Source organism: Thalassospira alkalitolerans (assembly GCF_002115745.1).
Classification (GTDB): Bacteria; Pseudomonadota; Alphaproteobacteria; order Rhodospirillales; family Thalassospiraceae; genus Thalassospira; species Thalassospira alkalitolerans.
The window spans coordinates 376531-388467 of sequence record NZ_JFKB01000002.1 but is presented as its reverse complement, the minus strand read 5'-3'; the positions used below and the strand labels follow the sequence as shown (position 1 = coordinate 388467).

At 53.4% G+C, this 11937-nt stretch carries 15 protein-coding genes; 12 read left to right on the top strand and 3 right to left on the bottom strand.

Going from position 1 to position 11937, the window contains the following annotated elements; translation table 11 throughout:
- Nucleotides 1-20 precede the first annotated feature (20 nt).
- Nucleotides 21-1508, top strand: a complete 1488-nt coding sequence (locus tag TALK_RS04865) for a cryptochrome/photolyase family protein (RefSeq protein ID WP_085616425.1) — start codon at nt 21-23, stop codon at nt 1506-1508.
- Nucleotides 1509-1536: 28 nt separating this feature from the next.
- Here the strand turns inward: TALK_RS04865 and TALK_RS04860 are convergent, their stop codons facing one another.
- The 3 genes from TALK_RS04860 to TALK_RS04850 all read right to left on the bottom strand — a co-directional run bounded on the left by TALK_RS04860 (nt 1537) and on the right by TALK_RS04850 (nt 4863).
- Nucleotides 1537-3084, bottom strand: coding sequence for a CYTH and CHAD domain-containing protein (locus tag TALK_RS04860; protein ID WP_085616423.1), 1548 nt, complete (start codon nt 3082-3084; stop codon nt 1537-1539).
- 523 nt (nt 3085-3607) lie between these two features.
- A complete protein-coding gene (locus TALK_RS04855; protein ID WP_139833719.1) occupies nt 3608-4141 on the bottom strand; it encodes a hypothetical protein in 534 nt (177 codons plus the stop codon).
- An 8-nt stretch (nt 4142-4149) separates the two neighbouring features.
- Nucleotides 4150-4863 carry a S24 family peptidase gene (locus tag TALK_RS04850; protein ID WP_085616417.1) on the bottom strand — a complete coding sequence of 238 codons (714 nt, stop codon included), beginning with the start codon at nt 4861-4863 and terminating at the stop codon, nt 4150-4152.
- 223 nt (nt 4864-5086) lie between these two features.
- On the opposite strand from TALK_RS04850, the gene TALK_RS04845 reads away from it, so the two are divergent.
- The 11 genes from TALK_RS04845 (at nt 5087) to TALK_RS04795 (ending at nt 11631) form a co-directional block, all read left to right on the top strand.
- Entirely contained in the window at nt 5087-5386 is a 300-nt protein-coding gene (locus TALK_RS04845) for a helix-turn-helix domain-containing protein (RefSeq protein ID WP_085616414.1), read from the top strand.
- Nucleotides 5387-5446: 60 nt separating this feature from the next.
- Nucleotides 5447-5914: a hypothetical protein gene (locus TALK_RS04840; RefSeq protein ID WP_085616412.1), complete on the top strand. Its 468-nt coding sequence runs from the start codon at nt 5447-5449 to the stop codon at nt 5912-5914.
- Complete coding sequence (locus TALK_RS04835) at nt 5911-8085, top strand: Mu transposase C-terminal domain-containing protein (RefSeq protein ID WP_085616409.1); 2175 nt, start codon at nt 5911-5913, stop codon at nt 8083-8085. The genes TALK_RS04840 and TALK_RS04835 overlap by 4 nt, the downstream gene beginning before the upstream one ends.
- 52 nt (nt 8086-8137) lie before the next feature.
- Nucleotides 8138-8902, top strand: a complete 765-nt coding sequence (locus TALK_RS04830; RefSeq protein ID WP_085616406.1) for an AAA family ATPase — start codon at nt 8138-8140, stop codon at nt 8900-8902.
- A complete protein-coding gene (locus tag TALK_RS21980) occupies nt 8899-9483 on the top strand; it encodes a hypothetical protein (RefSeq protein ID WP_139833718.1) in 585 nt (194 codons plus the stop codon). The genes TALK_RS04830 and TALK_RS21980 overlap by 4 nt, the downstream gene beginning before the upstream one ends.
- Nucleotides 9467-9817: a hypothetical protein gene (locus TALK_RS04820; protein ID WP_085616402.1), complete on the top strand. Its 351-nt coding sequence runs from the start codon at nt 9467-9469 to the stop codon at nt 9815-9817. Before TALK_RS21980 ends, TALK_RS04820 begins: the two co-directional genes overlap by 17 nt.
- Nucleotides 9807-10103, top strand: coding sequence for a hypothetical protein (locus tag TALK_RS04815; protein ID WP_085616399.1), 297 nt, complete (start codon nt 9807-9809; stop codon nt 10101-10103). The genes TALK_RS04820 and TALK_RS04815 overlap by 11 nt, the downstream gene beginning before the upstream one ends.
- Complete coding sequence (locus TALK_RS04810) at nt 10100-10351, top strand: DnaA N-terminal domain-containing protein (protein WP_085616396.1); 252 nt, start codon at nt 10100-10102, stop codon at nt 10349-10351. Before TALK_RS04815 ends, TALK_RS04810 begins: the two co-directional genes overlap by 4 nt.
- A gap of 76 nt (nt 10352-10427) precedes the next feature.
- A complete protein-coding gene (locus tag TALK_RS04805; RefSeq protein WP_211274770.1) occupies nt 10428-11150 on the top strand; it encodes a DUF3164 family protein in 723 nt (240 codons plus the stop codon).
- An 11-nt stretch (nt 11151-11161) separates the two neighbouring features.
- Entirely contained in the window at nt 11162-11377 is a 216-nt protein-coding gene (locus TALK_RS04800; protein WP_139833717.1) for a hypothetical protein, read from the top strand.
- The gene (locus TALK_RS04795; protein ID WP_085616391.1) at nt 11377-11631 is read left to right on the top strand and encodes a hypothetical protein; all 255 of its coding nucleotides are present in this window, start codon (nt 11377-11379) and stop codon (nt 11629-11631) included. Before TALK_RS04800 ends, TALK_RS04795 begins: the two co-directional genes overlap by 1 nt.
- The last annotated feature ends 306 nt before the right edge of the window (nt 11632-11937 follow it).

The following is an 11937-nucleotide window of genomic DNA, read 5'->3' as shown; positions in this document are numbered from 1 at the left end:
CATAAACAAAGAGTTTCCGCATGTCCGCTGTCTCTGCTGTTGTCCCGATCGCCATCATATGGTTTCGAAATGACCTGCGTCTGGCGGATAATCCGGCATTGAATGCGGCGGTCAAATGGGCCGAAAAGAATAATGGTATTGTCCTTCCGGTTTTCATCCTTGATCCGGTAATTGATCCCCAATTGGGCGGCGCGACGCGCTGGTGGCTGGAAAAAAGTCTTGCGCGGCTGGATGCTGCCCTGTCCAAAACCGCCGGGATCAATGAAAAAGCCCTGCATCTGTTCAAATCAGATGCCCCAACGGTTTTCGATCAGTTGCAGGCCAATTACAGGATCGGTGCCGTTTTCTGGAACCGGCTTTATGACAAGGCATCCATCGCACGCGACACAGATATCAAGTCGTCCTTGCGTGACGCCGATATCGAATGCGACAGTTTTAATGGCCAGTTGTTATATGAACCATGGGAAATCAAAACCGGTGCTGGAACCGACTTTAAGGTTTTTACCCCATTCTGGCGTGCCTGCCAAAAACTTCCCCCGCCCGTGGCCCCAAACAAAGCCCCCAAAAGCATCCCGCTTTGTGATCTGAAACTTGCCCGCGAAATTGACCTGGCGGCTCTTGATTTATCCCCCAAGCCGTTTGACTGGGCCACCGGCTTTGGCAAACGGTTTGTGCCCGGTGAACAGGGTGCCCTTGATCAGCTTCACAGTTTTATCGATGACCGTCTTGATGATTATGCCGATCTGCGTGATCGACCAGACCATCTGGTCACATCGGAATTGTCACCGCATTTACGCTTTGGCGAGATCAGCCCAAGACAGGTCTGGCACGCAGCCAATCATTATGCCGACGCCCATCCGGGCAAGGGCAAGACCGCATCTAAATTCATGGCCGAACTGGGGTGGCGTGAATTTTCCCATCACGTTCTGTTTCACGCCAAAGATTTAAAATCAGTCCCCTTGCAAGGCAAGTTCACCAAATTCCCGTGGATTGATGATCCAAGCACACTTCAACACTGGCAACGCGGACAGACCGGATTTCCCATAGTTGACGCCGGGATGCGCGAACTTTGGCACACGGGTTACATGCATAACCGGGTGCGGATGATTGTCGGTTCAATCCTGGTCAAACATCTGTTGACTGACTGGCGACATGGCTTGGCCTGGTTTGACGACACACTTGTCGATGCCTGCCCGGCCAACAATGCCTTTTCCTGGCAATGGATCGGCGGGTGTGGTGCGGATGCTGCCCCTTATTTCCGAATTTTCAACCCCGTGCTTCAGGGGGAGAAATTTGATCCGGACGGCAGCTATGTCCGTCAATGGGTGCCGGAACTGGCCGATATGCCCGCCCGATATATACACAAACCATGGGATGCGCCTGCACTGATCCTCAAAGCCGCTGGTGTTGATCCTGATCGGACCTACCCCCACCCCCTTATCGACCTCAAACAAGGCCGTGAACGGGCGTTAAACGCCTATCAGGAAATGAAACGGGTCACAGGCTAACCTGGGGCCCGTTCCTTTGTCGTAAAACCTATTTCCAGAACAGCTTTTGCTTTTCAAATTTCTGCCATGCCTGATCCAGCCCCAACAAGCGGTAATCAGCCTGCGCACCGAACCACCCTGCAATCAGGCCAACGGCCACCATGCCATCCTTTGACAATTGCGGCTTAAGCGCCAGCAAACGGGCTTCGGCGACGGCAACATCGTTGAGCCAGCCGAGAATTTCCTGCAAGCCGGTTAATTCCTTGCGGAACTTCTTCACCGGCTTTGATGCATAAATCTCGCCAAAGGAATCCGTGCCATAACGCATCTGTTTGACATCCAGACGCAAGGCATGAAGCTGCGGCACGGTCAGTTTGCCAACCTCGCTGCCCCGCCGGGTCAGACGCTTGTATGCCCGGTTCAACAGCGGTTCGGCCATTTTTGAAATCGGCGCAGACATCGCCTTCATCTGTACGGCATCCGCCCCCGATGCCCAACGCGAATAACTCGACCATGCGCCAAGCAACAGCAAAAGCTGCTGATATTCGAAACTTTCAAGCATATGGCGTGCAATACCAAGCGCCTGCTCGCGCTGTTTCAAAGCCGCCTTGTGCAGATCGGCAATGCCGGGATGCCCGGGGAACCGTTCTTCAATCATCGGCAACGTTTCGCCCAGAAACACATCCCAATCACGCAACCCGTCCAATGCCTTGGTGCAATGCTTCAACAGGCGACGGATCAAAACGCTTTCACCCTGTGGCAGGTTTTTCTTGAACAGGTTAAACGTCACCCGCAAACGACGCATGCCAACCCGCATTTGATGGCAACCTTCGATATGAAGGTCTTCACGCACGCAAACCTCATTGCCAAGGATCATGCGCAACCCTTGCGCCAGAACGGCCCGAAACGCGGTTTCGGCCGACATACCGGCATTCAGCCCAACCGGGGCCGATTTATAAAAACCCGGCTTCTCGTCGAGATAAAGGGCACGCCCCCGCGATGCCTTGGACCGCATGCTTAAAAACAGCGGTACCGTCCGTTGCAGCTCCAGCGCCAGATCAAACAAGGCCGCCGGATGCCCTTCCTTAAGCTCAAGCTCGACCTCGGAAAGCGGCGCTTCCTTTTCTGCCGTGCGCACCACGCCCTGATCAATGGCAAGTTCCATCACCGCATCGCGATATGTCAGGTCAACTGCACTGCGTTTCAGATCGCTTTCAAAAATACGGTCGATTTTCTTCTTTTTGACATGCTTATCAAGCAATGCCACGACATCTTCATCGGTGAATTTTTCGATATCAAGAACACCATCGGCCAGTTCCACATTCCATTCATGGCGCTCTGGCAGGGCTTCACGCAACCCATTCGATGCCTTGACCGTCTGTTCCCACCCCTTGGTGCCCTTTTTGCGCACCCGCAATGCCAACCCTTTGCGCGCCAGCGAAAGTTTCGGCGTATCATGATAAATCGACACAAGATGGGTGGTCAGAAGACGACGGCCTTCTTTGACCTCACGCAGAACCGGTGCCAATTTCAATCGCGAGACATGCTTCGGATCGATGCGGAGTTTAAGTTCGATCTCGATCTGCTTTTCGGCCATCAGAATCCCCTGGCGTTCTTGTTATTGCAGCGCGTCAAACGCTGTCTGCCATAACCTCATAGCCTGAATTATGTTTCAGCAATTTGAAACCAGCGGCCAGACGTTATGGTAACGGGCTGTAAAATTTCCGCAACATTCCTGACATGACTGTATTTTTTCAAGGATTAATCTTGTGCCTGACAGCTTGCACTTCTGGCAGGTTTCATTTGAAAACGCATTTCCCGCGATAAGTTCGTTCGAGCAGAAAATACTCAGAATTTCATCAATTCCAGACAACGAATCGCAAAGTTGTCGAGGTGCAAAGATCATCTCCCTTGCGATTCCTTTTGACCGGAATGCCGGGAAAGAACGATGGCAAATCTTATAGGGGGGTGAACCATTCTGCATAGAGCATGAAACTGGGGAAAGGGTCGGAGACGCCCGGAAATCAAAGAGTTCAAAGAAAATCAGGGCAAAATGTCTTTTTGCACAAAATGGATTATTTCGAGCGATTTATGCGCTCTTTTCTGCACAAAGCGATCTGTTATTGGTCGAACAGTCCTCGCAATTCGGGGATCGGCGCGAAACGATGCCCCACTTCCCGGACTTCATCCATCGGAGCAAAGCCGCACACAATCGAAGCTTTCGACAAATCGTTGAAAACGACGATGCCCGGTTTTTCTCCATCCGTTCCAATGCTGAAAGATGAGCTGGCCCCGTTCTGTCTTTGAAAATCCGAATGCAAATCGGGACCATCTTTCAAGCGGACATCCATTGTCACGGCTGCTGTCCAGCCGTATTCATCAAACCGGTAGTCGGTCGTAGGGTTTCCAGTTCCCCAAGAATCGTCGGCAACATTCAATTCTTCCTCATAAGAGGAGAAGGTAATGTTATCGATAGAGTCCTGATATTTAATAATGTTTGAACATCCGGTGTCCGTAAGTTCGGCAAAAATTTTCATCGCCTTTACCCTTTGATCTCCGGTGATGCTCCCGTCAAAGCGCAAATTCATCTCATCAAGCGCATATGCAGACGACGCAAAGGCGAACATTGCTACAAACGTAATAGTTCTGAACATTTGCGATCTCACAAATTTCTGAATGATCCAACGACCCGAGCAAGTATCTTCATTTGGGCTTTATCGTGATCGCTTATCTCCCAAGGGCGATAAGCCTGATTATCACTATGCACAACGATACGGCTCCCCTGACGTTCAAGCCGTTTGATATAGAGTTCCTCGGCTATACGAAAAGTGTATATGCCATCCCCGTTGTTTGCACGGGCGTCTTCTGAACGGTCTAACAGAGCAATCGCACCGTCTTCCAGAGCGGGCTCCATGCTGTCACCGTTGATATAAACACCGCAGGCGTCCTTGGGATTTACGCCCAAATGGTCCTTTAAATAGCTTACAGGTAAAGTGAGATAGCCGGAAACCACTTCACCGAAATTTATAGCTCCACCACCTGCAGAAGCACGCACATCAAAGACAGGAACCGGCGTAAATCCGCTAACGTCAACAGGGACAAGAAGCCCGTTTCCGGTTTCCTTATCTTTGGATACGGCCTGCCCATCGGCAGACATCGCCCCTTCACCTGTTATCAGCCATGGCAATGAAACCCCCGCTTCGCGCGCTATAGCGTGCAGAACGGGACGTGTGGGCTCGCTTTTAGCCCCTAGGTATTGGTTCATCGCACTGGGCGAAACCCCAATTCTGGCGCTAAACGCACGAGCAGACTCCCCATTCATGGCGAGGCGCAGCCTTTCGGCAAACGCTTTACTGCTTTCGTCTTCAGCAGTCAAATTGACCTCTCCCGCAAATGCGCACTTTACTGCCCGCACAAGCCATTGATAACAAACAAAAACTCACACTATTCACGTTTTTATGCGCATTTTAGAACAGTAAAGTGCGCATTTGCACTTGCTGTTGCGCGTTATTACGTGCATAGTCTCATCATTCGATGACGCTAACGACCTAAACAAACCGGCCAAAGGGTAGGGGCCGGTTCTGATTGAGGAGAGACTTATGGCGCACCGTGCCGACAAACGCCCGGAAGAAATCCAGTATTTGCTGCGAGGCAAAGGACTGACCTTTGCCGATGTTGCCCGTAAATGTGGACTGCCCGAAAGCACCCCACGCACAGCGACCCGTAAACCGAGCATCGAAGGCGAATGGGCGATTGCCTATTTCCTCGAATTGCCCGCCAGCGCGATTTGGCCGTCTCGATATGACAGCAAAACCGGTGAACGCCTCAAGCCTCAACCTGCCGCAAACTATACGGACTTTCCGCGACTTGGTCACTGTCAAAAAGACATCGCTGCATGAACACCGGGCTATCTCCTGACATTCAATTTTCTCTAATGCACGCATTCAGATAGGTCGATCATGGTTAAGGCACGCGGTGATAACACGACACTCGATCTGCTCACGGAATGGAACCCGCCTGCGGTTGCCGTTCGCTTCACACAGCCAGAACGTGTCCGTGGTTCAAGTTTCTCTCAACGAATCAGTAGAGCCGTTTCAGAAGTCCTCAAGGATTGCGGCAAAACCCGCGAAGAGATAGCTGCCGCTATGTCGGAATACACAGGTGAAGAGGTAACGAAAAACATACTGGATGCCTATTCCAGCATGGCCCGAGAAAGTCACACAATTAGCCTTGAACGTGCGTTTGCTCTCCTACACGCCACGGGCGACGCCCGGATATTTGGGATGGAGCTTGAGCGGTTCGACCTCGCAGTAATCCCAGAGCGCTACCTCGGTGCTGTCGATGACGCGATGATTGAGGATCAACGTGAACAATTGCGGAAGTCTCAACTCGCGGCTCGGCGTCGCTGGAAGGGAAGTGCGCGATGAAAGAATGGTTGTCACCTCAAGAAATAGCCGATTTGGGTCTCCCAGATACACCGAAGACGAAACAAGGCGTTATTGATCGAGCAAAAAGGTCCAACTGGAAAACCGTAAAATCGAAGAACGGATCACCTCTCGCCCGTGCCAGAACCGAAAGCGGCGGTGGTTGGGAATATCATGTTTCGCTGCTTCCCAAGGAAGCACGTAAAACCTATGCCCGCCGTCAAATTTCTGTTCAGCCTGACTTATTTGATGAACTCCCGGCACACGTAACCACCCCCGAAAAGACACGAAACAGCGACGACCTGAACGACTTCCAGCGCGACGTTATGAACGCACGCGCTTCGCTCATTGCTTTGGTCGATGAACACACGCAGGTAATCGGACGCAATCAAGCACTTGATATGGTGGTTGAACTGGCAAAGGCCGGTCAGTTGCCGACTGATTTGCAAGAACTGGTTGGCATCGCCAACGCCAAAAGTGGTCGCCGCGTAAAGACCGCGAAAGGCGCACACAAGATATCGCGCCGCACCCTCTATCAGTGGGTTCTCGATCACGAAAAAGGTGGCATTCTTGCCCTCGCCCCGACACCGGCGAATAAATTGGATTACGAAATCCCGGCATGGGCACCTGCCCTGATGCAACTATGGGCTGATCCCTACAAGCCGTCACTTACAGCGGTGCTGGAAGAGCTGCCAAGCACCCTGCCCGATGGCGTTGACATGCCGTCTTATGATCAGGCGCGGCGTTTCCTTGCCAACAAGGTTTCTGTTGTCGACAAGAACCGGGGCCGCATGGGGCCACAGGCCCTTAAAAGCCTGCAAGCATTCACACGGCGCGACGTATCAGAGCTTTGGCCCGGCGCGGTCTACACCGCCGATGGTCATACATTCCGCGCCAAGATCGAGCATCCGTTTCACGGGCAACCATTCCAACCGGAAATCACATTCACGATGGATGTTTTCACCCGCTATATCGTCGGGTGGTCGGTCGGGCTGGCCGAGAACTCCATTGGCGTCCTTGAAGCCCTGTCACACGCGGTTATCGAACGCGATGACGGACGACATAGCGCCCTGCCCCTGATCTTTTACACGGATAACGGCAAGGGCTTTAAGAACGAGATGTTCAGCTCCACCGCCATTGGTTTCTTTGACCGGTGGGGTATCACACAGAAAACCTCTTTGCCTTACAACTCACAGGCACGCGGGGTTATTGAACGCTTCAACCGCAATGTACGCCAATGGGCCAAGAAGCTTGTCGCCTATAGCGGTTCGGAACTCGACAAGGAAGCGAAACGCTACATCGATCGCGCCCGGATACAGGCCGCAAAAAGGAAGGTCAGAAGCCGGTTTGATGTGACGTGGGATGAATTCAGGGCGTTCATTCAAGAACAGATTGATACCTATAACAACAAGCCGCAATCCGGTCTGAAACGCGTTCGCGATCCTGAAACCAAAGTCAAACGGCACCAGACACCGGCAGAAGTTTGGGGGGAATGGCTTTCCGAGGGCGGAAAAACCCGCACCATCGCTGTTTCAGAAGCCTCAGACTTGTTGCGCCCATATGACCGGCGCACGGTCGCCCGTTGTGAGGTCCGTATACTCAACAATGTCTATTTCAGCCATGACCTTGAAGCCTATCACGGGCAAGACGTTCTGGTTGGATATGACATTCATGATGCCAACCGGGTCTGGGTCCGTGATTTTGAAATGCGCCTTCTGGCGGTTGCCGAACTAGATGCCAATGCCCGTGCTTATTTCGATGGCGACACCCTGCGCACCGCCCAGAGCAAGCAGGATCAGATTCTTGCCGCCCGCACTAAAGGACGGCTGGGTCGTATCGAAGAAAAACGGCAGGAAATCATTGCAGAGGCCAAAGGCCCGGCACTTGAAATCGAATATCAGCCAGCCGTTCCAATGGAAGATTTCCAGATCAAGGCTGCTGACGAAATGCTGGCCCGCATTGAACAGCCAAAGCCGGTTCTAACACAGGCTAACGGTCGGCCCGTTTTCAAAGACGATATCGAATGGGTGATGTGGCTTGAAGCCAACCCCGAACAAATCACCGAACAGGATCGTGCGGCTCTTTCAGAGCGGCTCGAAAAGGCTTCCTTCCGCCAGCTTCTGGCGATGGAAGAAATCGACCCCACGCGGATTGTTGGTCGCAAGGCCGCGTGAGGTCAATGAATGCCGCTGCAAAGCGGCACCACGAAGAGCAGAAAGGTTAATTATGCGTCTCAAGTTTGTAAACACGCAAAACGTCAAGAAGATGATGGCCGGTATGGCCGCGATTGAGCAACGCGGTGCGGGTGAAGCCTGCCTCGTTGTTGTTGATGGCTCCCCCGGCCTCGGAAAAACCGAAAATGTCAGCTATCTGGCAGCACAGAATGCCAGCGCGTTTGTCCGGGCAAAGCGTGAATGGACACCAAACTGGATGCTCGGCGAGTTGCTTGAAGCCTGCGGCGTTCGGGAAAAACCGGCATCCTTTGAACGTAAATACCGCCTTCTGATTGAAGCTTTGTCCATGCAGGCCAAAGCGGCTGAGGACAATGGCGAGATGTTCTTCGTCGGGGTCGATGAGTGCGATTATATCGCCCGGTCAGAGAAGATGCTTTCGTCCATCCGCGATCTAAGTGACTTGGTTGAAGTCCCGTTCGTTCTGGTCGGCATGGGCAAGGTTCGCGATAGCCTGAAACGCTTCCCGCAGGTGACATCTCGTGTCGGTCAATATGTCCGCTTCGAGAAAATGACCATTGAAGATACCGAAAAGGTGGTGTGCGGCCTGTGCGAAGTCGAGGTTAAAGAAGACCTGATCGCACTTTTGCATGACAAATCGAATGGGTATGTCCGCGAGGTCAAGGAAGGCATCGCGCATATCGAGCGGTTCGGCAAGATGCAGGGCAACACGGTAATTGGTGTTGCTGAAATGACCGGCCAAGTTCTCTTGAACGACCGCGAAACCTCCCGCCCGATCATCGTGCGAGGTGGAAAATGAGCACGGGTCGCTCCCTCATTCAAGAAGCTGTGCGCGATCAATTGCCGCCACAAGCCTGCCTGACGATTGATGAACTGGATGCAGCGTTGTCTGAGCATTCACGACACAACATCGTTAAGGCAACGCTCAAGTTGATGAGCCGAGGCCTTATCGAACGGGTTGAGCTTGGCTGCTATCAGCTAACATCAAAAGGCATGGAAAGTCGGGCGAATGGCAAAGCTCTGACCAGTGGTCCAAATGCCCCGCTCACAGGCAAAGTAAGAAAACAGAAAGGCACCAATCTCCGCCTGCGGGTTTGGCGAGTGATGTCCGTCAAACAAAAGTTCACCATAGATGACCTTTTGAGTGTCACGGCCAAAGGCGAGGAAAAGAACGCCCGCAATAATGTTCAGAAGTATCTCAAACATCTGTGCCAAGCGGGATACCTCCGCGAATTGCGCCGTGCCCCCGGTGAAGCACTCACCTCCAACGGCTTCAAACGATACCAGCTTATCCGCCACACCGGCCCTCAAGCGCCGGTCCTGCGCAAAGGCGGTATCTATGACCGCAACACGGGGGTGCTCCATGAACGCAATCAGTGAACTCCCTGAATGGCGCATTCTTTTGGCCGAGGAAATCAAACGCACATCGGTCACGGATACCGCAAAACGCATCGGCTATGCCCGGTCGTCAGTATCGCTGGCCAATGGCGGAAAATACACCGCGAACACTGATCAGTTAGAGGCCCGCGTTCTCGAAGTTCTCGGCGGGCCGGAACCGACTTTCTACTGCCCGGCACAGGGCGCAAGCATCACGAAAAACGATTGTGTGGAATTTGCCGCACGGTCGATGCCAACGACCAGCCCCCGTGCCCTTCGTCAATGGCAAATCTGCCAATCCTGCGAACATCGGGAGGACTGCAACAATGCTGAGTGAAGACCTTTCCAACTTGACCAAAACGCTAATGTCCAACGCCGCAGCACACAATGGGAAGCTGTATCTGAGTGCCCGACAGACAAGCATTCTGCTCGATAATCTTGGGCTGATGTCCGTCGACCTAGGTCAGTACGAAAAATCGCACGGCCCCATAGGTGCCGGTGCCCCGAATATTGCCGCCATTCAGCGCGGCCTTGTCACTGGCACGGTTGTAAGTCTGGCGGATCGACGCATGAGCAAGATTTGCAGCGCCTTTACCACGGACGACGGGGGGAGCGCAGCATGAAGCAGTCAACCGCAACCGGTTCGATCAAAGCGAAAGATAGCAGATTGACCGCCGTTCAAAGTCGCATTGGTTCATTCCTGTACGCAACATGGATCATGCCCCTGAAAGTCCGGTTAGAGAATGACACGCTGGTCATTGCAGCACCGAGCGCCATGCACGCCGATGCTGCCCGTAACCGCTTCGGCAACCAGCTCAAAGACACATTCAAGGCCGCTGAACTACGGGTCTATGTGGATCGGAGCGAATGACCATGAAACGTGGAAATCCAATCACCCAATGGTGGCGTTACATGCGCCACATCTGGCTACCGCCCCGGAGGGACCGATGGTCCGCCATTACATCCCGGAAAAAGTAATCGATATCCCCGAACACCTAAGGAACGAAGACATGGAACATATCAAAGACATGACCAATCTAAACGAGGCCTTGCCGGTCGTGACCGTTCGCGATCAGCAGTATCTCGAAGACGCCAAAGGCAAGCTGATCCCGCTTGAACAGGTATCTGACGATCTGCGTTTGCGCGATGGTCTGGTCCGCGAAAAACTTGGCACGGTCGAAGGTCTGCAAAAGCAGCTTCGCGACTTCAAGATCGAAGTCATGGCCGACATTCAGGCTTTCATCCAGTTGTCTGCCGAGAAATACGGCGTGACGGTCGGCGGCACCAAAGGCAACGTCACCCTGACCACGGTCAAAGGCGACATGCGGATGATGCGGCAGGTGTCAGAAAACCTTGCCTTTGATGAAAAATTGATCGCGGCCAAGGCCCTGATTGATGAGTGCATCATCGAATGGTCCGAAGGCTCCCGCCCGGAAATCCAGACGCTGGTGCAGGACGCTTTCCAGACCGATCAGCAAGGCAAGATCAGTACGGGTCGCGTCCTTGGCCTGCGCCGCCTCCAGATCGCAGACGAAAAGTGGAAACGCGCCATGGAGGCGATTTCAGACAGCATCCATGTGCAGGACACCAAAGCCTATGTCCGTTTCCAGAAACGCAATGAAACCAACGGCAAATGGGAAACCCTGCCGCTGGACATGGCCGCAGTGTGATGGGGGATCAAATGTCAAAAAACAAACCGCGCCTCGTATTCCGCGTCGAACTGATCGGCAATGACCTGATCTACGTCATCGCCCGACATGAAAAAGGCGCGTTGAGCGTTGCCATCCAGCACGGGTTCGAACCGGATCGCAGCCCATCAGCCAAACCCCGGCTTGTCGATGGCCTGTTTGCGGAACGGGCAATCAACCGCAAGAACCCCGATCAGGAGGCAGCGTGATGTTTGCTTACTGCTGGCAAAGCGGCCTGATCGAATTTGGCGACTGCGTCCCACAAGGTGCCGTCAAATTGATCGAAGGCAAGCGCGATGAGGTCAAAGACAAAGTGACCGTTCGCGCACGGCATTCCCGAGACAGCAAAGATTTGCTCGTACCCGGCGTGCCGGAGGCCGACGACGAATTTGCCGCCATTCGGGCGGTAGAGCATTTCAAACAGTTTCTGACCGCACCGCGACGCAAAGTCGTTGGTGCCTAAGAAGCCAACCGGGGCCGTCCAGACCTGTTGCAAGTGTTTTTGGTTCGGCCCCGGTTACCGCCTCAGCGGTGAGACAAAGAGTGGTCCATTTGGTTACGGCGCGTCCGTGGGAAATGCATCGACGGTTAGCAGTGATTGCAAGCACTGCGAAGCCCGGCCCCTGCTACGAGAAGCGGGTTCAAGTCCCGTCTCTTTGTCTCTCCGGTGCGGCGGCGTGGAAAGCAGACACGCAGTGCTGACGAGTGCGGGGGCCGATCTCTCCATGGCAGGAAGAGACGGTATCGCGATAGGGACGAACATTATGCC

Excerpts from the sequence above, each read along its gene's own strand:
- TALK_RS04855 (WP_139833719.1), bottom strand. The coding sequence starts at position 4,141 with ATGTTCAGAACTATTACGTTTGTAGCAATGTTCGCCTTTGCGTCGTCT.
- TALK_RS04800 (WP_139833717.1), top strand. The coding sequence starts at position 11,162 with ATGTCAAAAAACAAACCGCGCCTCGTATTCCGCGTCGAACTGATCGGC.
- TALK_RS04835 (WP_085616409.1), top strand. The coding sequence starts at position 5,911 with ATGAAAGAATGGTTGTCACCTCAAGAAATAGCCGATTTGGGTCTCCCA.
- TALK_RS04805 (WP_211274770.1), top strand. The coding sequence starts at position 10,428 with ATGGTCCGCCATTACATCCCGGAAAAAGTAATCGATATCCCCGAACAC.
- TALK_RS04795 (WP_085616391.1), top strand. The coding sequence starts at position 11,377 with ATGTTTGCTTACTGCTGGCAAAGCGGCCTGATCGAATTTGGCGACTGC.
- TALK_RS21980 (WP_139833718.1), top strand. The coding sequence starts at position 8,899 with ATGAGCACGGGTCGCTCCCTCATTCAAGAAGCTGTGCGCGATCAATTG.
- TALK_RS04865 (WP_085616425.1), top strand. The coding sequence starts at position 21 with ATGTCCGCTGTCTCTGCTGTTGTCCCGATCGCCATCATATGGTTTCGA.
- TALK_RS04820 (WP_085616402.1), top strand. The coding sequence starts at position 9,467 with ATGAACGCAATCAGTGAACTCCCTGAATGGCGCATTCTTTTGGCCGAG.
- TALK_RS04830 (WP_085616406.1), top strand. The coding sequence starts at position 8,138 with ATGCGTCTCAAGTTTGTAAACACGCAAAACGTCAAGAAGATGATGGCC.
- TALK_RS04860 (WP_085616423.1), bottom strand. The coding sequence starts at position 3,084 with ATGGCCGAAAAGCAGATCGAGATCGAACTTAAACTCCGCATCGATCCG.
- TALK_RS04810 (WP_085616396.1), top strand. The coding sequence starts at position 10,100 with ATGAAGCAGTCAACCGCAACCGGTTCGATCAAAGCGAAAGATAGCAGA.
- TALK_RS04840 (WP_085616412.1), top strand. The coding sequence starts at position 5,447 with ATGGTTAAGGCACGCGGTGATAACACGACACTCGATCTGCTCACGGAA.
- TALK_RS04845 (WP_085616414.1), top strand. The coding sequence starts at position 5,087 with ATGGCGCACCGTGCCGACAAACGCCCGGAAGAAATCCAGTATTTGCTG.
- TALK_RS04815 (WP_085616399.1), top strand. The coding sequence starts at position 9,807 with ATGCTGAGTGAAGACCTTTCCAACTTGACCAAAACGCTAATGTCCAAC.